Raw genomic sequence first — 20,126 nt, forward strand, 5'->3', positions numbered from 1 at the left:
GGTTCTGATGTTAAAAAGACTTTTCGATATTTTTGCTTCAGCTTTTGGTCTAGTGCTGCTTGCCCCTGTGATCGTTTTTGTCGCTTGGCAAATCAGCCGCAAGATGGGCTCACCTGTGTTATTTCGACAGGTGCGCCCCGGTCTGCACGGTAAGCCGTTCCAGATGGTCAAGTTCCGAACCATGAAAGATGCTCTGGATGCTGCCGGTAACCCGCTGCCCGATGCAGAGCGCTTGACGCCCTTTGGTCAGTTCTTGCGTTCATCCAGCCTGGACGAGTTGCCTGAGTTGTGGAATGTGCTTAAGGGCGATATGAGTCTGGTGGGCCCGCGCCCTCTGTTGATGGAATATTTGCCGCTGTACTCGCCTGAGCAGGCTCGGCGGCATGAGGTGCGGCCGGGTGTTACCGGTTGGGCCCAGGTGAATGGTCGTAACACGCTGAGCTGGGAAGACAAGTTCAAGCTGGACGTTTGGTACGTGGATAACCGTTCGCTCTGGCTGGACATCAAGGTGTTGTTTCTGACCGTAAAAAAGGTACTGGTGCGTGATGGCATCAGTGCGGAAGGGGAGGCAACGATGACACGGTTTTATGGCAACGGAAGCGAGAAGAAAGATGGCTAGTGTACTTGTCGGGGTTTACGGTGCCAGTGGTTTTGGTCGAGAAGTCATGCCTCTGGTGGTTCGGCAGTTAGGGGATCAATCGGATACGCGCTTTGTATTTGTTGATGATGCGCCACCTTCTGACTCGTTGAATGGGTATCCGGTACTCACCTATGCCCAGTTGCTGGCTTCCGACGCGGACACTCGCCAGGTGGTTTTGGCTATCGCGAATAGCACCGTTAGAGAAAATCTGGTTTCGCGCTGCTCCTCTGATGGCGTTCAAGTTCTCTCTGTCTCGGCTGACAATGTAGTGGTTCTGGATGAGGTAGCGGTTGGCGAGGGGGCCATTCTTTGCCACTTTGTGCAGCTAACCTCGAATATCCGCATCGGTAAGCAATTCCATGCCAACATTTACAGCTATGTTGCGCATGATTGTGTCATTGGTGATTACGTCACCTTCGCACCCGGAGTGCGTTGCAACGGGAACATTCATATCCATGACCATGCCTATATCGGTACTGGTGCGATCATCAAGCAAGGCACGCCTGAGAAACCTCTGGTGATTGGAAAAGGCGCTGTCGTTGGTATGGGTGCCGTTGTGACAAAGGATGTGCCTCCGGGGGTTACCGTTGTCGGCAACCCAGCCAAGCCATTGGTTAGAAGCTGAGTGTCCATTCACCCTAGCCGTTGTTCGATTTTATATAGCCTGAAGGTTTTCAATGCTTAACACCCCGTTTTCTCCCTGGCCGTCGTTCACCTCAGAAGAAGCCGACGCGCTGCAGGCGGTGCTCTTGTCCAACAAGGTCAATTACTGGACCGGGCAGGAGGGGCGCGAGTTTGAGAAGGAGTTTGCGGCCTGGGCCGACTGCAATCACGCCATTGCGCTGTCCAATGGCACGCAGGCGCTGGATCTGGCGCTGAAGGGGCTGGGCATTGGGCCGGGTGACGAGGTGATTGTCACGCCGCGTACCTTTCTGGCGTCCGCTTCGAGCATTGTGACGGCAGGTGCCGTGCCGGTGTTTGCGGATGTGGACCGTGACTCGCAGAACATCACTGCCGAAACCATTGCAGCGGTGCTGAGCGAGCGCACCAGAGCCATCATCTGTGTGCACTTGGCGGGTTGGCCGTGCGATATGGACCCGATCATGGCGTTGGCGGCCAAGCGCGGTCTCTTCGTGATTGAGGATTGTGCGCAGGCGCATGGTGCCCGTTACAAGGGGCGTTCGGTTGGCTCCATTGGGCATGTGGGCGCGTGGTCGTTCTGTCAGGACAAGATCATGACCACCGGCGGTGAAGGCGGTATGGTGACGACCAACGACCGCGAACTGTGGTCGCGCATGTGGTCTTACAAGGATCACGGCAAGAGCTGGGAGGCGGTATATGAGCGCGAGCATCCGCCGGGTTTCCGCTGGCTGCACGAGAGCTTTGGCACCAACTGGCGCATGACCGAACTGCAGGCGGTGATCGGGCGAATTCAGCTGCGGCGCATGGCCGACTGGACGGCGGCGCGCATGCGCAATGCGGAGCGTATCTGGAATACCTGCCGCGCATTTGATGTTGTGCGCGTACCGGCATTCCCCGCCGATTGTGTGCACGCCCATTACAAGTGTTACGTTCAGGTGGTGCCGGAGAGGTTGGCTTCTGGCTGGACGCGTGACCGTATTATCGAGGCGATTGTGGCCGAAGGCGTGCCCTGTTTTCAGGGGTCCTGTTCCGAGGTGTATCTGGAGAAGGCGTTTGACGATACCGGCTGGCGGCCGGCGGAGCGTTTGCCGGTGGCGCGTGAGCTGGGTGAGACCAGCTTGATGTTTCTGGTGCACCCGACGCTGACCGAGGCGGAGATGACCAAAACCTGTGCAGTGATTGAGCAAGTTCTGGCGCAGGCTGGGCATCGTTGATCATTGCGGGATCGCCGTTTTAGAGCGGTTGACGTTCTTTGGTGGCGTATTGATCCCGTTGGGGTGGTGCCAATCTTGCTTGGTTGGGTTATGGGTTTCTGTGCGGACGCGGCATGCCGCGTCCCTGCAGGTGCAGGGTGTTTTGTGCGTGGGCAGTGTGTGCGATGCACCGCAGTTGTCTAATGCCGCCGTTGATTCGTAGGGCCACGGCATGCCGTGGCCGGTTGGGGCAGGGTGGACGTTGGCGTCGCGCCCCACAGGATGAATGAATTTGAATAATCAGGAGTTGCCGTGAAGGTTACCAAGGCTGTTTTACCCGTAGCGGGGCTGGGCACGCGGTTTTTGCCGGCCAGTAAAGCGATTCCGAAGGAAATGGTCACCGTGGTGGACAAGCCCGTGGTGCAGTATGTGGCTGAGGAAGCGCTGGCGGCGGGTATCAACGAGATTGTGCTGGTGACCCACGCGAGCAAGAAGGCCATTGAAGATCACTTTGACGTTAACTACGAGCTTGAGGCCGAGCTGGCACGGCGCGGTAAGGACGCCCTGCTGCAGGTGCTGCGCGAGATTGCGCCGCCGGAGCTGAAGGTTACGGCGGTGCGCCAGGGCCGTGCGCTGGGTCTGGGTCACGCGGTGGCCTGCGCGCGCCCAGTGGTGGGCGATCAGCCCTTTGCGGTGTTGCTGCCGGATGTGCTGGTGGCCCAGGCGGGGGCGGTGTCTGATTTGCAGGCGATGACCGAGCGTTTTGTCGCCACTGGCAAGGCGCAGGTGATGGTTGAGCCGGTGCCGTGGGAGCAGGTGCATCAATACGGTGTGGTTGATCTGGGCGGCGCGCAGTTGCATCAGGGCAAGCAGGCGCTGATGCAGCAGGTGGTGGAAAAGCCCGCCCGCGAGGCGGCACCCTCCAATCTGGCGATTGTGGGCCGCTATGTGCTGCCGGGTGAGATCTTCGAGCTGCTGGCAGCAACAAAGCCGGGCGCCGGCGGCGAGATTCAGCTGACCGATGCGATTGCGGCACTGATGCAGCAGACCGGGGCAGAGGCCTATCGCATGCGTGGCCGCTCGTTCGACTGCGGCAGCAAGCTGGGTTATCTGGAAGCGACACTGGCCTACGGGCTGGAGCATCCGGTGTTGGGGCAGGATTTCAAGGGATTGCTGGCCCGCTATGCGCAGTAAGCGCGCGGGCTGAGGACAGGCACCATGCAGGTTGATGTTTACGGTGACACGCTGTGCGCCCTGGTCAGCGCAACGGCGCTGGCTTCGACCGGTAACCAGGTGCAGTTGCACCTGCCGGCCGGTCCGCACGCAGAGCAGTTGCAGCGCGGCGAGTGCCCCTTTCGGGAGGCCGGGCTGGCAGACCTGATGGCTGAGCAGATGCAAGGCGGCAGGCTGATGCTTGCGCCGCTCGCCGCACCGCCGCAGCCGTCCGCGGTGATCTGGCTGGCGTTGAACCCGGACAGCATGCCCGAGGCTCTCTCGCTGATCGCTGCGTTGCCGGAGCGCTGCACGCGGCGCTGGCTGGTGGTGAATCAGTCCACCTTTGCGGTGGGCAGCAGCGAGTTGCTGCAACAAACCCTGCTCGACTGCGATACGCCGCCTGTGAATCCGGGGGCGGTGGTCAGCCTGCCGGATCTGCTGATCGAGGGTAATGCGCTGCAGAGTTTCATGCGTGCCGACAGCTGGCTGCTGGGCGCTGATGCCGACTGGGCCCGCCAACTGGTAACCGAGCTGCTGCGGCCATTCAATCGCCGCCGCGACGCCATCATGCCGATGCGCCCGCGTGAGGCGGAGTTCACCAAACTGGCGATCACCGGCATGCTCGCCACGCGTTTGAGCTACATGAACGATATGGCCAATCTGGCCGACAGCCTGGATGTGGATATCGAACAGGTGCGCCAGGGCATGGGCGCTGACCGGCGGATTGGTGATGCCTACCTGTATCCCGGCTGCGGCTTCGGCGGGCTGAGTTTCTCCCGCGATGTGATGAGCCTGGCCTCGACCCTCGAAGGCAGCGGCCTGGCGGCTCAGCTGCTCGATGAGGTGCTGAATATCAACGAGCGCCAGAAAGAGGTGCTGTTTCGCAAGCTATGGCGTCATTACGGTACCGACCTGCGCGGCCGCAAGGTGGCACTGTGGGGCGTGGCGTTCAAGCCGGAAACCTCGCGCATCAACAATGCGCCTGCGCTCAAATTGCTTGAGGCGCTCTGGGCCCAGGGCGTTGAGGTGCATGTGCATGATCCGCGTGCGCTCGACACGCTGGCCCGCTGGGCGGGTGAGCGCGATGATCTGGTGCTGCATCAGGACCCGTATGCGGCAGTCGCCGGTGCCGATGCGTTGATGCTGGTCACCGAATGGAAAGCCTACTGGAGCCCTGATCTGCCGCGCCTGCGCGAGCTGATGGCCGCGCCTCTGCTGCTCGACGGCCGCAATGTATGGGATCCTGCGTTTATGAAGCAGAACGGCTTTACCTACTACGGCATAGGACGGCGATGACATGAGCAGTTCATTGACGCAAAAGGCCGCCTGGCAGGCGCTGATGCAGCATGCCGCGGAGCTGCGCAGCAGCCATCTGGCCGAGCTGTTTGCCGCCGATGCAGGGCGTTTTGACAGCCTGCATCGTGCCTTTGGCCCGCTGCTGTTTGATTTTTCCAAGCAGCGGCTGGACGCCCGCACGCTGCCGCTGCTGTTTGATCTGGCAGCCGAGCAGGGGCTGGCCGAGCACATGAGCGAGCTGTTCTCCGGTGCGGCGGTCAACCCAAGCGAAGGCCGGGCCGCGATGCACTGGGCTTTGCGCCTGCCGGCCGAGCATGGCTGCGTGCTTGGTGGCGAGGACATCAACGCCCAGGTTCAGGCCCAGTTGCAACGCATGGACAACATCGTGCAGAAGGTGCGCAGCGGTCAGTGGCGCGGCGCCACCGGAGAGGCGATTACCGATGTGGTCAATATCGGTGTTGGTGGCTCGGATCTTGGTCCGCTGATGGTCACCGAGGCGCTCACCGACTCCCGCCCGGCTAACGATTCACCGCTGCGGGTGCACTTTGCCTCGACCATGGACGGCAGCCAGGTGTCGCAGTTGCTGGGTGGCCTGAACCCGCATGCGACGCTGTTTATCATTTCGTCCAAGTCGTTCTCCACCATCGATACCCTGAGCAATGCGGCCACCGCCCGCGGCTGGCTGGAGCGCGAGCTGGGCGAGCTGCCGGGGCTCTTGGCCTGCCACTTTGTCGGCGTGTCGGCGGCGGCCGAGCGCATGACCGAGTGGGGGATTGCCCCGGCCAATCAGCTGGCGCTGTGGGAGTGGGTTGGCGGGCGGTTTTCGTTGTGGTCGGCCATTGGCCTGCCGATTGCCCTGTCGATCGGCATGGCGGGTTTTCGTGAGTTGCTGGCCGGTGCGCATGCGATGGACGAGCATTTCCGTCAGGCGCCCTGGGCCGACAATCTGCCGGTGCTGCTGGGGCTGATCGGGATCTGGAACACCAACATGCTGGGCATCAACGCCCACGCGGTACTGCCCTACGACGGACGCCTCAAGGAGTTGCCCAACTACCTGGAGCAACTGGAGATGGAGTCCAACGGCAAGTCGGTCAATCTGGCCGGCGACACGGTGGATTACGCCACCTGCCCGATTGTCTGGGGCACCATTGGCCCCAACGCGCAGCATGCGTTCTATCAGTTGCTGCACCAGGGGACCGAGCCGGTCACCTGCGACTTTATCGTGCCGGCACGGCGCTACCGCGAGGCCCAGCACAGCCTTGCCGTGGCCGAACTGAGGGCCCAGCACGAGCTGGCATTGGCGAACTGTCTGGCCCAGTCGCGGCTGCTGGCACTCGGTGATGCGGCGGTAGAGGATGCCGACACCTTGCCGCGTAACCGTCGCTATCGCGGTAATCAACCCAGCTCGACCCTGCTGCTGGACGAACTGACACCCTACAGCCTGGGGGCGCTGATTGCGTTGTATGAACACAAGGTATTCGTGCAGTCGGTGATCTGGGAAATCAACCCGTTCGACCAGTGGGGCGTGGAGATGGGCAAACGCATCGCGGTGGACGCGCTGGCCTGCATCCGCGGCGACATCGAGCGCCTGCCGGGCGCTGATGCCTCTACCGCCGGCCTGCTGGCGCGGATCATGGCCGGTAGCGCGTGATCAGCGGCGCAACGCGTAGGGCGGACTAAGCGCAGCGTGTCCGCCGTTCAGCCCCGGTGGCCAACGCGATGCGTTGACCACCCTACGGGCGAACTGTCGCAGGCTTGGCGAAGGAGCCGGTGACGGTGCCAGGTCATGGCGGGGATAACGCGTAGGGCGGACTAAGCAAAGCGTGTCCGCCGTTCAACCCCGGTGGCCAACGCTGTGCGTTGACCACCCTACAGGCGATATGTCGCAGGGCTTGGCGAAGCAGCCGATGACGATGCCAGGCCACGGCGGAGATAATACGTAGGGCGGACTAAGCGCAGCGTGTCCGCCGTTCAGCCCCGGTGGCCAACGCGGTGCGTTGACCACCCTACAGGCGATATGTCGCAGGGCTTGGCGAAGCAGCCGATGACGATGCCAGGCCACGGCGGGGATAATGCGTAGGGCGGACTAAGCAAAGCGTGTCCGCCGTTCAACCCCGGTGGCCAACGCGGTGCGTTGACCACCCTACGGGCGAACTGTCGCAGGCTTGGCGAAGGAGCCGGTGACGGTGCCAGGTCATGGCGGGGATAACGCGTAGGGCGGACTAAGCAAAGCGTGTCCGCCGTTTAGCCCCGGCGACCATGGAGTTAGCAGTGCGGATCAGTCCAAGGCCTGCAGGATGCGGTTGGACAGCACACGCGAGCCGGCTGCGGTCGGATGAATGCCGTCACTGGTGATGTAAATCGACTCGCGGCCGGCGAAGTCGGCGCGCACATCGACGAACTTCACACCCATGCCCGGGTAGGCGGCAGCCTTGTAGTTCATGCTGTAGTTGTTGATGTCCTGCAGGTCCTCGGCGCTGCCCACGGCGTTGTAGTAGCCGAGGAAGATGATCTCTTCGATACCGTCATTGCGCATCTTTTGCACCAGGGTGGCGATGCGATCTTCCAGCTCGTTGAGCAGCGGCATGCAGGCGCTCAGGGAAGGACGGCAGCTGTTGAGCTGAATGTCATTACCGCCGCCATTGAAGATCACCGTACGAATGCCGCTCTTGTCGGCCCGGGCGTACTGGTTTTCTACCGAATACAGCCGTGAACAGAGAATGTTACCGCCGGTCAGCTGGCAGCCGGAGCGGGCGTAGGTGTCGATGTTCTCGTCCAGATCGGCTTCCAGGTTCTCGTGAATATCACCGGACAGGGCAAAGATCGAATCGCCAAGGATCATGGTGTCCGGGCTGCTGATGCCGGGGTTGCTGGCCATGGCCGGCAGGCTGACCAGGGTGCTGAGGGCGAGTGCGGCCAGACCGCGTTTGAACAGAGTGTGCATGGGCATTCCTTTTTGTTGTTGTGCTGACGGGTCTCCAGTAAGGCTGAATCAGGTGTTGAAACAAAAGGAGACATTTTCGCAATATGCATCGCGCATGTTAGGCGGCAGCGGCTGGTAAACAAGCACCCAAACGGGCGAGTGGGCAGAACAATACGTAGGGCGGACTAAGCGCAGCGTGTCCGCCGTTTGTGAACGTGTTGGTCAGAGTTTGCGCTGGCTTGACGTGTCCATGGCGGAGACGCCGTTGGCTTATGCCGCCCGACGTCGGGCGGCGTTCCGTCGGGCGGCGATCCGTAGGGCGGACTAAGCGTAGCGTGTCCGCCGTTTGAGGGCCGTTGCCTAGTTGGCCAGTTCGATATGCTCCGGATGAATCCGAATAACGCCTTTTTTCAGCAGGCCGCCGAGCGCCTTTTTGAAGTTGCTCTTGCTGACGTTGAAAGCCTCGCTGATGGCCTCGGGGCTGCTGCGGTCGCTCAGGGCGAGCTGACCGCCATTGGCCTGCAGACGTTCGAGAATCTGTTGCTGGAGCAGGTCTGCTGCCTGGCCGCCAACCGGTTGCAGGCTGAGGTTGATCTTGCCGTCCGGGCGGACTTCGCGAATGTAGCCCTGTTCCTTGCGGCCCAGCTTGACCGGCCTGAACGCTTCGTTGCGGTGCAGCAGGCCCCAGTGTTCGCTGTTGATGATGGCCTTGTAGCCCAGGTCGGTGCGCTCTACCAGCAGTAGGTTGACCGCATCACCGACCTTGTAGCGGGCCGGGGTCTTGTCCAGATAGCGGTCGAGTCGGGTGGTCGCCAGTACCCGGCTGGTGTGCTTGTCGAGGTACAGGTAGGCAACGCAGTACTGGCCTTCTTCGAGCGGCTTCTTCAGTTCGGCAAACGGCAGCAGCACATCCTTGGGCAGACCCCAGTCGAGGAACAGACCGACCTGATTGCGCGCGACCACCTTGAGGTTGGCGAACTCGCCGACCTGCGCGCGCGGGCGCGTGGTGGTGGCGATGATGCGGTCTTCGCTGTCGAAGTAGATAAATACCCGCAGCCAGTCACCGACCTCGGTGGGCTGGTCTTTTGGCACATAGCGGTTGGGCAGCAGGATCTCGTCGTCTTCACCGCCGTCCAGGTACAGCCCGAAGCCGGTCTGCTTGATGATCTGCAGTTTGTTGAATCGCCCGATGTCGGCCATGTAATTGCTCCTGAGTTAGCCGCGCATTCTAGGGGCTATCGCGCTGCGATAACAGTGCGGGTCGTCGCTATTGCCGTTGCCTGCCATCCGCATCGGTTGTCTGGGTTGCCCCGGCCACGGCATCCTGCACGCTGTTGACCTCGATGCGGTCGGCATCAAACAGTGTTTCCAGCTCCGCACGGGCCTGACGGGCTGTCTGCATTACCGCGGCGGCGTCATCGTAGACCCTGTGCTGGGCCGCCAGCACCGCTTCATCGTGGCGGCGGAAACGGGCGATACGCGAGTCGGCCTGCTCCGGGCTGAGACCCATGCCGGTCAGAATCTGCCGGCTCATTTCCAGACTGGAATGGAAGGTTTCGCGCACGGCCAGGACATTCAGGTCGATCAGCTTGTGCACGTGCTGACGGTTGCGGGCGCGGGCGATGATAGTGATCGCCGGGTACAGGCGGCGCACGGTTTCGGCGGTGCGCAGGGTCACGTCCGGGTCGCTGCTGGTGATGATGAAGAACTGCGCCTTGTCGACCTGGGCCGCGCGCAGGATCTCGGGACGCAGCGGGTCACCGTAGAAAATCGGCATGTCGGCGCTGAGGCTGCGCGACATGTCGATACTGTCGACCGAGGTATCCAGCGCAATGTAGGGCACACGCTGGGCGCGCATCATGCGGGCGATCACCTGGCCCATCCGGCCCATACCGGAGATCACGACGCGAGGGCTGTCGGATTCGATCTGCTCGTACTCTGGCGGAACCGGCTTGATGCTGCTGGCGGCCCGGCTCAGCAGTGGTGACAGGGCGAGAATCAGCAGCGGGGTGATGGCCATCGAGAGGGTGATCGCCAGCACCAGCATGCCGTGCAGAGCGGGGCTCAGCAGCTGGTGCCCGGCAGCCAGCTGGAAGACCACGAAGGCGAACTCGCCACCGGCGGCCAGCACCAGGCCAAGACGCAGCGCGTTGGCGCTATCGAGCCCGGCTACGCTGCGGCCAACCAGATAGATCAGCGGCAGTTTGAGACCGATCACCAGTGCGGTCAGCAGGGCCACCGCGCTGCCGTTGCTGGCCAGCAGTGAGAGGTCCGCCTGCATGCCCACGGTGATGAAAAACAGGCCCAGCAGCAGCCCCTTGAATGGCTCGATCTGCGACTCCAGCTCGTGACGGTATTCGGAATCGGCCAGCAGCAGGCCGGCCAGAAACGCGCCCAGTGCCATCGACACGCCAACCATGTCCATCAGCCAGGCGGTGCCGATCACCACCAGCAACGCGGTGGCGGTGGAGACCTCCTGCAGACCGGTGCGGGCGACCACGCGGAACAGCGGGCGCAGCAGATAGCGTCCGCCGATCACGATCACGGCGATGCTGCCGAGCACCTCAGCGGTTCGCACTAGCGGGTTGCCGTCAGCACTGCCCTCCGGCTGGACTCCCAGCAGCGGAATCAGTGCGATCAGCGGGATGGCTGCGATGTCCTGAAACAGCAATACGGCAAAGGCCTGGCGGCCGTGCGGGCTGTTGAGCTCTCGCCGTTCGGCCAGCAGCTGCAGGCCGAATGCGGTGGACGACAGGGCCAGACCCAGGCCGAGAATCAGCGCGGTCTGCAGCGGTTGGGCAAACACCAGCCAGGCGAGCAGTGCCATCACGCTTGCGCACAGCAGCACCTGAGCAAGTCCGGTGCCGAACACCGCGCGGCGCATGACCCACAGGCGTTTGGGCGACAGTTCCAGGCCGATGATAAACAGCAGCAGGACAACGCCCAGCTCGGAGACATGGCTCATGCTTTCCGGGTGCGCGATCAGTGCCAGTGCACCGGGGCCGATGATCACACCCGCCGCCAGGTAACCAATCACAGCGCCCAGACGCAGGCGTTTGGCCAATGGCACCGCGATCACGGTGGCGAGCAGAAGGACGACAACGACCTGTAGAATGCTGCCCGGTTCATGCATGAAGAGATACCCGAAGGGAGATTGGCTGGGGGAGGTGGCAAGAGCTTGCCAGACGGCCAATTCTAGGCCCTCGCAGGCCTGCTGCTCAATGCGCCACAGACGCTTTTTTAACCGCCACGCTGCAGGTCCAGTTGCGCATGGCGGACCAGGCGCAGCGTGTCCGCCGCTCAGCTCCGGTGGCCAACGCGGTGCGTTGACCACCCTACAGGCGAATTGTCGCAGGGCTCGACGACGGTGCCGGGTCAAGGCGGGGATAATGCGTGGGGCGGACCAGGCGCAGCGTGTCCGCCGTTCAACCCCGGTGGCCTGTCGCAGGGCTTGGCGAAACAGTCGATGACGATGCTGGGTCACGGCGGTGATAATACGTAGGGCGGACTAAGCGTAGCGTGTCCGCCGCGCCCCCACATTTCAGTCAGAACAGAGGTCAACCAGCACGACATGACGATTTTGCAGCGCATCAGACAGCTCGGTGCATGGCTCGGGTTGCGCCCGCGTGGCGAGCAGGAGCGGGAGGTCGAGCGCCTGCGCGATGATTTCGGGCTGATCCGGGTGACCGAGCTTGGCGAGCTGCGCTATCTGTTCTTTGGCGAGCAGACCGAGCAAAGCTGCGGGCTGATCGGCAATCCGGCCTGGCTGGAGTACGACTACACCCGCGCCATGCTGCTGGCCGGCTACTGGCTGGAGGATACGCAGCGGGTGCTGGCGCTGGGCCTCGGTGGCGGCTCGCTGGTCAGCGCGGTGCTGACCCATCTGCAACCGCAGCAGATCACCGCCGTGGAGCTGCGCCCCGGTGTGGTGGAGGTAGCCCGGCGCTGGTTCGGCCTGCCGGATGATCCGCGACTGACCGTGCTGATCGACAGCGCCGAGAAGGTCATTGCGCGCGAGCAGGCCAGTGCCGACCTGGTGCTGCTCGACCTGTATATGGAGGGCGGGATCACCGCCCTGCAATTGCGTATGGACTTTCTCGAACAGTGCCATGCGGCGCTGCGCCCGGGCGGGCTGATGGTGGTGAACCAGTGGCAGTTGGGCCATACCGGGCAGCCCTACGCGGCAGAGCGGTTGCAGAAACTGTTTGGTGACCGCTATCTGCAGGTGGAAGTCGAGGAGGGCAATATCGTGCTGTTCATTCCGCAGGCGGGCGAGTTGCCGCTGGATCAGGATACGATGCGCCGCTGGGCAGACAGCCTGGAGCCGCAGCTCGGGTACAGCCTGCGCCCCTATGTGGAAGTGCTGCGCAGAGCCGAAGACGCTATCCCTGCTGCCGACTGCCGGTAAACTGCAGCTGGCTGCCGCAACGGCGACACAGATAACGCGAGCCACGGGCAACCCGGGCGTGGCGTTGCGCGGTAAAGGGCATCGGGTCCGGGCAGGCGCAGCGGTACAGGTAACGGGTGACCCGCCGGGTTGGCACCGCGTAGTTGTGGCAGCGGTTGGCGGGCAGACCATACAACCCGGTCATCAGGCCCTGCCACTCCCGGCCGTGCGGGCGAATGCGATGCCCGTACAGTTGATGGGCAATCAGGTGCGCGACCTCGTGCGCCACGGTGTGCTGCAGGAAGTGCTCCTGGTTCTCGCGGTACATGCGGCCGTTGAAACGCAGCAGGTTGCGATCCAGATAGGCAACCCCTGCGCGCTGGCCACGCAGATCCAGTTCAATATCGGGGCGCGGAAAACGGCGGCGAAAGTGCTGCTCTGCCAGCCGGTAGCACTCCTCGGTGCGGGCGATTACGCGGTCCATCGACTCAGAACACCCCGTTGTCGAGACCGGCAGCCAGATACAGCCCCAATTCTTCTACCTGCTGCTCAAACCCGTCCTGCCAGTCGCCGCGCAGGGTCAGTGGTTCCTGCACCCAGTTCCAGCGCAGGCCGGTGACGATCGACTCGACGGCGCGGCGAGTGCCGGTGCCATCCATGCCGGCGCGGATATACAGCGCACAGGGCAGCCCCTGTTTTTCCTCCAGCACCGGGTAATAACAGCGGTCGAAAAAGTCCTTCAGGGCGCCGCTCATGTAGCCGAGGTTTTCCGTGGTGCCGAGCAGAATCGCATCGGCCGCCAGTACGTCGTCAGGTTGCGCCTCGAGCGGCGGCACCCAGCGTGCGTCTACCTGCTCGATATCGGCATGGCTGGCGCCGCGCAGGGCCGCTTCGGCCAGGCGCCGGGTATTCGGCGAGGGGGCGTGGGCGACGATCAGTAGCTGCTTGCGAGGCATTTCGCTCACCCTTGCCGGCTGTTCCACAGCCGCGAAACGGCGCGGTCGCTGCCCAACCAGGCAATCAGCAAACCTGCCAGGCCGATCAGGCCGAACACGGCGACCGGCAGCAGGAAGAACGGATCGCTGCCGGAGGGCAGCAAGACCGCCAGGCCGATGGCGATGGTCAGAAACAGGGCGCACATGATGACCAGAATCAGGCGACTTTTGGGCGCGTAGTGGAATGGCTCGTCGCCGCGTTCCAGCGGGGCGAGCAGGGGAGCGCACAGTGTGCGGGCGTGATCTTTGAGTGTGGCCATGCGGAAGTCTGTGTCTCTGCGAGGAACCTTTCGGCGAGTGTAACCCGACGGCTCCGCCGCGCAAACCGGCCAGGGCCGCTTCCGCTCATGCGCTGGTCATCGCGGCCCTGATGGGGTAGGGTGTTTACAGCTGAATATAAATATCCGTGGGTCACCAAGACCCCCATTTGCACCCCCTACCTGCCTGGAACCGATCCACCGTTTGGGAGACGCGGCTCCATGATCAGGCTTTTGTTGCCCATCGCGGCACTGCTCTGCGGCATTGCGTTGCTGCTGCTGGGCACCGGACTGCTCAATACCCTGCTGGCCTTGCGTGGCAGTGCCGAGCAGTTCAGTGATCAGACCCTGGGTTTACTCGGCTCGGCCTACTTTGCCGGTTTCATCCTCGGCACCTGGCTGTGCCCGCGGCTGATCCGGCGCATGGGGCATGTGCGCGCCTTCACCTTTCTCGCCGCTGCCGAAGCGGCCTGTGTACTCATTCATCTGCTGTGGATTCAACCTGGCCTGTGGCTGCTGCTGCGGGTGATCACCGGCGTGGCGCTGGTGGGCATCTATACCGTGATCGAAAGCTGGCTCAACACCCAGGCGCCGCCCGAGCGCCGCGGCCAGGTGTTTGCCTGCTATATGGCAGTCAACCTCGGCGCGCTGGCGCTGGCCCAGCAGATGCTGAACTGGGACAGCCCGCTGACCTTTACCCTGTTTGCCGTAGCCGCGACCTTCATCGTACTCGCGGTGATGCCGGTGTCGGCCACCCGCCTGCCGCAACCCGTGATTGACGATACCCCGCCATTGAAGCTCGCCAGGCTCTGGCAGGCGGCGCCGGTGGCCTGTGCCGGCGCGGTGCTGTCCGGCCTTGGCATGGGCGGATTCTGGGGGCTGGGGGCGGTCTATGCCGCGCGCATGGAAATGGATACCGCGCAGATCGCCGGCTTTGTGTCGTTGGTGATCCTTGCTGGTGCATTGGCCCAGTGGCCGATGGGGCGCCTGTCCGACAGTATCGACCGGCGCCGGGCACTGGTGATCATCGCCGGTTTGGCGGCGGCAGGTGGAGTGCTGATGGCGTTGCTCGGCCCGTTCGGTCTCTGGTTGCTGGTGGCGGCGGCGATTTTCGGCGCGGGTGCCTTCTCGGTGTATCCGGCGGTTGTGGCGCATCTGATCGATCACTTACACCAGGAAGATATTCTCTCGGGCAACGCCTCTCTGTTGATGCTGCACGGCCTTGGGGCTGCAGTTGGTCCGGCGCTGGCCGGTGCCCTGATGGGAATCACGGCTGCATCGGCGTTGCCGCTGTTTTTTGCCCTGATGTTCTCACTGATTGCGGTCTATGCCCTGCGTCATCTGCGTCAGGGCGATGACCGGATTGTCGATGGCGCGGCGCATCAGGTCCCGATGGTGCGCACCTCGACCGCGGTACTGGAAATGATGCTGGAAGAGGCAAGTGGTGACGAGTTGGCAGGCAGTAATCACGCGGCGGACGGTCGAGAGGCCGCCCGCGATGAATTCGAGCAGCAAGATGGAGATCACGCCCATGATGTTGGCAACCGACCTTGATGGAACCTTTCTGGCAGGCGATCCGGACAACCGGCAGCGCCTGTATCAACTGATCAACGCACACCCCGGTATCACTCTGGTGTTCGTGACGGGACGGGGGTTGGAGGTAGTGGTGCCATTGCTCTCCGATCCGGCCATTCCGCGACCGGACTACATCATCTGTGATGTAGGTGCGACCCTGGTTGATGGCGACACCCTGCAGCCGGTCTACCCGGTGCAGAGTGAAATAGAGCAGCGCTGGCCGGGCGAGCAGGTGGTCGCCCAGCGGATGGCCGGCTTCCCCGGACTGGAACGTCAGGAAGTACCCCAGCAGCGCCGCTGCTCCTGGTTCTGCGAACCCGGTGCGGTGACCGAGCGGGTACACAAGGCGGCGGATGAGCTGGGCTGTGATCTGCTGTTTTCCGCCGGCATGTATCTGGACTGCCTGCCCAAGGGCGTAAACAAGGGCTCGACGCTGCGTCGGCTGGTTGAGCATCTGGGGGAGTCGATGGACCGGGTGCTGGTAGCCGGCGACACCCTGAATGACCTGTCCATGTACGAGCAGGGCTTTATGGGCGTGTGCGTTGGCGAATCGGAGCAGGGGTTGCTGGACGCCACCGCTGATCGGGCCAAGGTGCTGCATGCGCGCCTGAGCGGCTGCGGCGGGATTCTGGAAGCGGTGTCGCACTTCGGCTTTCTCGGCCCGCTCGGTGTGGATTCCGAGCTGCGTGATCTGCAGATCAAGGGCAAGGCGGACCTGGTGATGGTGTATCACCGCTTGCCTTACGAGGAAGTGATCGAGGACGGCAAGCTGGTGCGCCGTCCGCCCACCTCGCCCAACGGCATCCTGCCAACCCTGCTGAGTTTCTTCGGTGGCGACCAGCCCGGCTCCTGGGTGGCCTGGTCGATTCACGACCCGCGTCAGCGCGAGGCCTTCGAGGTGCACACCAAGGTGGATGCCGAGCGTTATCCCAATCTGGTGGCGGCGCGGGTTGCACTGACCAAGGACGATGTCGACGTGTTCTACAAGCGCTTCTCCAAGGAGGCGTTCTGGCCCACCCTGCACACCTTCTGGGAGCGCGCGGTGTTCCGCGAGGAGGACTGGGCGGTGTTCCTCAAGGTGAACCGGCTGTTTGCCGAGCGCACTGCGGCAGAGGCGGCTGAGGGCGCGGTAGTCTGGCTGCACGACTACAACCTGTGGATGGTGCCGGCGTTTCTGCGCTCGCTGCGGCCGGATCTGAATATCGCCTTCTTTCACCATACCTACTTCCCGTCGGCTGACGTATTCAACGTGCTGCCCTGGCGGCGCGAGATCATCGGCAGCCTGCTGCAGTGCGATTACATCGGCTTTCACATACCGCGTCAGGCCGAAAACTTTGTCGACGTGGCCCGCGGCGTCGCGCCGCTGGAGGTGCTGGAGGAAAAGGGCTGCGCGCCGCGCTATCTGACCTACGGCTGCGCCGTCGGGCTGGACCGCATGACCAGCTGCATCAGTGTGCACGGCCGCGAGATCGGTCTGGGCGCGCATCCGGTCGGGCTGGATATCGGCCGGGTGCAGAAGGTGATCGACAGCGACCACTGCCAGCAGCTGATCGGCGAGCTGCGTGAGCAACTGCAGGGGGTGCGGGTGGTGCTGTCGGTCGAGCGGCTGGATTACACCAAGGGCACCTATGCCAAGCTGCTGGCCTTTGAAGCGCTGCTGGATGCCCACCCGGAGCTGATCGGCAAGGTCACGCTGATTACCATCTGCGTGCCGGCCGCCCGGGAGATGACGGTCTATGACGAGCTGATCAGCCAGATCGAGCAGGCGGTCGGGCGTATCAACGGGCGCTTCTCGAAGGTCGGCTGGACGCCGGTGCAGTTCTTCTATCGCGCGGTGCCGTTTGAGGATCTGGTGGCCTATTACCTGATGGCCGATGTGATGTGGATTACCCCGCTGCGCGACGGCCTGAATCTGGTCGCCAAGGAATATGTCGCAACCCAGGGGCTGTGCCAGGGCAGTGGGGTGCTGGTGCTGTCGGAGTTTGCCGGCGCGGCGGCCGAGCTGCACGGGGCGCTGCTGACCAATCCGCATGATCCCCATGACCTGCGCGACACCCTCTACATCGGCCTGACGCTGGGCAAGGCCGAGCGGCTGGCACGCTTGCGCGAATTGTTTGGCGTGGTGCAGTACAACGACATTCGCCGTTGGGGCGATGAGTTTCTGCAGGCGGTGCGCCAGCGCCGTGAGGCTGCGAGCGCGCTGGAGGCTGACGAGGTGGGGGAGGTTGCCTGAGGCGGGGCTTGCCGACCGGGAACCCGGTCGGCAAGTGTGGTCAGGTGCTGATCAGTTCACGATCTGATTGATCTGATACACCGCAGTGGTGCCGCTGACCTCGTTGCCGATGACCAGCAGCGCCTCGCCGTTGGGCGAATCTTCCGGGGCAATGAATACCAGACCTTCCGGACCCAGGTCACCGGCTGTCGCCAGCACGGTGGACGGGTCTGCGGTGGTCCAGTCTTCGCGGGTGTTGAGGTAATCCACCAGCACCGGAGCGGTCGGGTCGGTGATGTCCCAGGCCATGACACCGCCAATGCGCTCCAGACCGATGAAGGCAAAGGTCTTGTTGCCAAGCTGGCCGACGGTCACGCCTTCCGGTTCCGGCCCTTTGTTGTCGCTGCGGTTGTCGAAGGTATCGCCTTCATCATGGGTGGCGTTGAAATAGTCGGTGCACGGAATGGTGCGGTTGGCGCCGAGCATGCACGCATCACTGGCGAAATACTGCTCGAGCTGGTCGCCGGAATCCCACACCAGTTGGCCCTCGCCGTCACGGATCGAGAACGAGCGAGCGCCGTAGGCGTAGAGGTTGTCGTACATCAGCCGGTCACCGGCGAGGTTCTGGTTGCCGGACGCGTCGAACAGCACCGGATCGCCGTTGGCGTCCTTGCGGTAGCCGTCGGTCCAGGCCACGGTCAGGCGGCCGAGGTTTTCGTCGGCGCGGCAGTCACCCGGATCGGCAGCGGTCGCGCCGCAGTAGGCGAAGGTGGTCGGGTTGAGCAGGGCGCCGGCGGCCAGCTCGCGCAGCTGCGGCGGCAGGTCGTCGCCGGCACGGCGGTCGAAGCCGCTGACGTGAACCAGATGCTTGACGCGGAATTCTTCAACAAAGCCCTTGCTGGCATCGCCATCCCAGTAAGCCTGGTCGTCTTCACCCCAGGCGCGGGAGTCGCCCTCGTTGGCGGTGACCAGCAGGGTTTCGCCGTCGACCTCGTAGGCGGCGATGCTGTCTGGCTGGTACATGCCGAGTACGCCCGTCCAGGTATCGATGTTGATGGCGTCGTCGGAATCACTGACATCCAGACCATTGCCTGCGGTGCCGTGATCCTTGTAGCCGAGCGGCAGGATGTCGGTGACAGTGGCCGTGGCGATGTCGACCTTGGCCAGGGCGTTGTTCTCCTGCAGCGATACCCAGGCAGTGCTGCTGTCGCTGGAGATGGCAATGTATTCCGGCTCCAGATCCTGCTCGACGCTGGCATTCGGGCCGTAGATCCGCACGCCGGCGCTGCGCAGCGCATCGGCCTGGGTGTTGAAGGCACTGAATCCGGCTGTGCGAACCTCAACGAGCTGACCTTCCGAGACGCCCAGAATGCTGATCGAGCCTACCGGGTCGATCTGATAGTCGGTGCTCGGCTCGCCTTCGTTGGCTGTCAGCACATACTCGCCATCCGGGGTAAAGGTGACCATGTCCGGCTGGGCCCCGACCTGCTCATAGCCAAGCATTTCCAGGCTGGTAGCGTCGAACAGGGCGACCCAGCCGTTGTCGGTTTTGGTGGGTGCTTCGACGGCCACGGCCAGATAGCCACCCTTGTAGGCAATACTGTTGACCACGGCGCCTTCGGTGATGGATTCGACTGTCAACTCCTGCAGCAGCACCGGGTTGGCCGGATCGGCAGCGTTGAGCACATCGACGGCACCCTTTTGCGCATTGACGATGAAGATGCGCTGGTTGACCGGATCGAAGGCCGGAATTTCAGCGGCGCTGGCGCCGAAGATGTTGGCACTGTAGCGGCCGAGATAATTCAGCGTGATGCTGTCGGGTGTGACCACCTCGGGGGCATCGTTATCGTCGTTGCTGCTGCTCTTGCAGCCGGCCAGGGTGGCCAGCAGGGCCGCGCTGGTCGCAGCCATCATCCATTTTTTCATTGTCTGTTGCCTGTACTGGGTTCACGAAGGATGACAGTGATACACACAGGCGATGACATGGGGTTGTCAGTCTGATGGCAGAGTGATGACAGGCGTGGAGGGGAGGGTATGTGGCGGCTCTGTTACACTCGGGCACATGATTGATGTGCAACCCGACATGCTGCTCCCCGACGCCTTTGATGAGGGCCTGCTGCAACTGCTGCACGGCCATCCGGCAGGGCTGAGCGAATATGCCCTGTTGCAGGCACTGGCCGAGCGCTTTCCTGATTCACTGTTTGCCGAACCGGGAGTGCTGCGCGACCCGTTGCAGTTGTTTCGGGTGCACTTTCTGCTGTTTCACCAGCTTTATCAGTTGGCCGACCAGCTGGGTGACGACGGCCTGACGCTGCAGATCCATGCCCTGAATATTCAGGTTCAGCCACGCGCCTCCGGCACTGAGGCGCTGCAGGTCGATGACCCACTGCGGCGTTATTACCTCGACTGGGCGCAGTGGCGTACGACCAACCGGGATGACGTGGAGCAGCTGATCGACAGCTTCTGGCGTCGCCGCGCGCCGGTTTCCGCGCCAGAGGTGGATGCCGCGCTGGCCGTGCTGGGGCTGGAGCCGGGCGCCGACGCCGTGGCTTGCCGGCGGCAGTACCGACGCATGCTCAGCGTTCATCACCCTGACCGGGGTGGCAGCACCGCCCGCGCGCAGGAAATCAACCAGGCCATGCTAATTCTGCAACGCTATTACGGCAAAAGCTGAAGTCGCCAATCTCTCTAAGCAAACCACCTTACTTCATTTTCTTTTTGGCTATAGTCAATGCAGGGCGCGGGTAACCCCGCAGTCCGCTTGCTCTGCCGGCCGTTGTCGTGCGGAGCC

17 protein-coding genes are annotated in these 20,126 nt (G+C 63.0%); 10 read left to right on the forward strand and 7 right to left on the reverse strand.

The window, feature by feature from the left end; all coding sequences use genetic code 11:
- The first annotated feature begins 7 nt into the window (after positions 1-7).
- From ACZ5WQ_RS01690 to pgi, 6 genes are all read left to right on the forward strand, one after another.
- Entirely contained in the window at positions 8-619 is a 612-nt protein-coding gene (locus tag ACZ5WQ_RS01690) for a sugar transferase (protein ID WP_464383005.1), read from the forward strand.
- On the forward strand, positions 612-1,265 hold the full coding sequence (locus ACZ5WQ_RS01695; RefSeq protein WP_464383006.1) for an acetyltransferase: 654 nt from the start codon (positions 612-614) through the stop codon (positions 1,263-1,265). Before ACZ5WQ_RS01690 ends, ACZ5WQ_RS01695 begins: the two co-directional genes overlap by 8 nt.
- Positions 1,266-1,317: 52 nt before the next feature.
- On the forward strand, positions 1,318-2,496 hold the full coding sequence (locus ACZ5WQ_RS01700) for a DegT/DnrJ/EryC1/StrS family aminotransferase (protein WP_464383007.1): 1,179 nt from the start codon (positions 1,318-1,320) through the stop codon (positions 2,494-2,496).
- A 291-nt stretch (positions 2,497-2,787) separates the two neighbouring features.
- A complete protein-coding gene (galU, locus tag ACZ5WQ_RS01705) occupies positions 2,788-3,669 on the forward strand; it encodes a UTP--glucose-1-phosphate uridylyltransferase GalU (protein ID WP_464383008.1) in 882 nt (293 codons plus the stop codon).
- Positions 3,670-3,693: 24 nt separating this feature from the next.
- Positions 3,694-4,986, forward strand: a complete 1,293-nt coding sequence (locus ACZ5WQ_RS01710; RefSeq protein WP_464383009.1) for a UDP-glucose dehydrogenase family protein — start codon at positions 3,694-3,696, stop codon at positions 4,984-4,986.
- Position 4,987: 1 nt separating this feature from the next.
- Complete coding sequence (pgi, locus tag ACZ5WQ_RS01715) at positions 4,988-6,637, forward strand: glucose-6-phosphate isomerase (RefSeq protein ID WP_464383010.1); 1,650 nt, start codon at positions 4,988-4,990, stop codon at positions 6,635-6,637.
- 627 nt (positions 6,638-7,264) lie between these two features.
- Here the strand turns inward: pgi and ACZ5WQ_RS01720 are convergent.
- From ACZ5WQ_RS01720 to ACZ5WQ_RS01730, 3 genes are all read right to left on the reverse strand, one after another.
- The gene (locus ACZ5WQ_RS01720; protein WP_233049365.1) at positions 7,265-7,930 is read right to left on the reverse strand and encodes an SGNH/GDSL hydrolase family protein; all 666 of its coding nucleotides are present in this window, start codon (positions 7,928-7,930) and stop codon (positions 7,265-7,267) included.
- A 339-nt stretch (positions 7,931-8,269) separates the two neighbouring features.
- Complete coding sequence (locus tag ACZ5WQ_RS01725) at positions 8,270-9,109, reverse strand: CvfB family protein (RefSeq protein WP_464383011.1); 840 nt, start codon at positions 9,107-9,109, stop codon at positions 8,270-8,272.
- A 67-nt stretch (positions 9,110-9,176) separates the two neighbouring features.
- Positions 9,177-11,042, reverse strand: a complete 1,866-nt coding sequence (locus ACZ5WQ_RS01730) for a monovalent cation:proton antiporter-2 (CPA2) family protein (protein WP_464383012.1) — start codon at positions 11,040-11,042, stop codon at positions 9,177-9,179.
- A gap of 438 nt (positions 11,043-11,480) precedes the next feature.
- Between ACZ5WQ_RS01730 and ACZ5WQ_RS01735 the strand changes: the two genes are divergently transcribed.
- Positions 11,481-12,317: a spermine/spermidine synthase domain-containing protein gene (locus ACZ5WQ_RS01735; protein WP_464383013.1), complete on the forward strand. Its 837-nt coding sequence runs from the start codon at positions 11,481-11,483 to the stop codon at positions 12,315-12,317.
- On the opposite strand, the gene ACZ5WQ_RS01740 is transcribed toward ACZ5WQ_RS01735, so the two are convergent.
- From ACZ5WQ_RS01740 to ACZ5WQ_RS01750, 3 genes are read right to left on the reverse strand one after another with little or no spacing between them, the layout of a single operon-like run.
- Positions 12,292-12,780, reverse strand: a complete 489-nt coding sequence (locus ACZ5WQ_RS01740) for a SprT family zinc-dependent metalloprotease (protein ID WP_269687671.1) — start codon at positions 12,778-12,780, stop codon at positions 12,292-12,294. The genes ACZ5WQ_RS01735 and ACZ5WQ_RS01740 overlap by 26 nt on opposite strands.
- 4 nt (positions 12,781-12,784) lie before the next feature.
- A complete protein-coding gene (locus tag ACZ5WQ_RS01745) occupies positions 12,785-13,252 on the reverse strand; it encodes a flavodoxin family protein (RefSeq protein ID WP_269687670.1) in 468 nt (155 codons plus the stop codon).
- A 5-nt stretch (positions 13,253-13,257) separates the two neighbouring features.
- Entirely contained in the window at positions 13,258-13,551 is a 294-nt protein-coding gene (locus ACZ5WQ_RS01750) for a hypothetical protein (protein ID WP_088276569.1), read from the reverse strand.
- A 219-nt stretch (positions 13,552-13,770) separates the two neighbouring features.
- On the opposite strand from ACZ5WQ_RS01750, the gene ACZ5WQ_RS01755 reads away from it, so the two are divergent.
- Together ACZ5WQ_RS01755 and ggpS are read left to right on the forward strand one after the other, a co-directional pair.
- Positions 13,771-15,102, forward strand: a complete 1,332-nt coding sequence (locus ACZ5WQ_RS01755; protein WP_464383014.1) for an MFS transporter — start codon at positions 13,771-13,773, stop codon at positions 15,100-15,102.
- Positions 15,080-17,356, forward strand: coding sequence for a glucosylglycerol-phosphate synthase (gene ggpS / locus ACZ5WQ_RS01760; RefSeq protein WP_464383015.1), 2,277 nt, complete (start codon positions 15,080-15,082; stop codon positions 17,354-17,356). Before ACZ5WQ_RS01755 ends, ggpS begins: the two co-directional genes overlap by 23 nt.
- 51 nt (positions 17,357-17,407) lie before the next feature.
- Here ggpS and ACZ5WQ_RS01765 read toward each other — a convergent pair whose 3' ends face one another.
- Positions 17,408-19,261, reverse strand: coding sequence for a choice-of-anchor I family protein (locus ACZ5WQ_RS01765; RefSeq protein WP_464383016.1), 1,854 nt, complete (start codon positions 19,259-19,261; stop codon positions 17,408-17,410).
- 136 nt (positions 19,262-19,397) lie between these two features.
- Between ACZ5WQ_RS01765 and ACZ5WQ_RS01770 the strand changes: the two genes are divergently transcribed.
- Complete coding sequence (locus ACZ5WQ_RS01770) at positions 19,398-20,009, forward strand: DNA-J related domain-containing protein (protein WP_235005793.1); 612 nt, start codon at positions 19,398-19,400, stop codon at positions 20,007-20,009.
- Positions 20,010-20,126 lie beyond the last annotated feature (117 nt).

The organism is Halopseudomonas sp. T1L2, assembly GCF_055397385.1.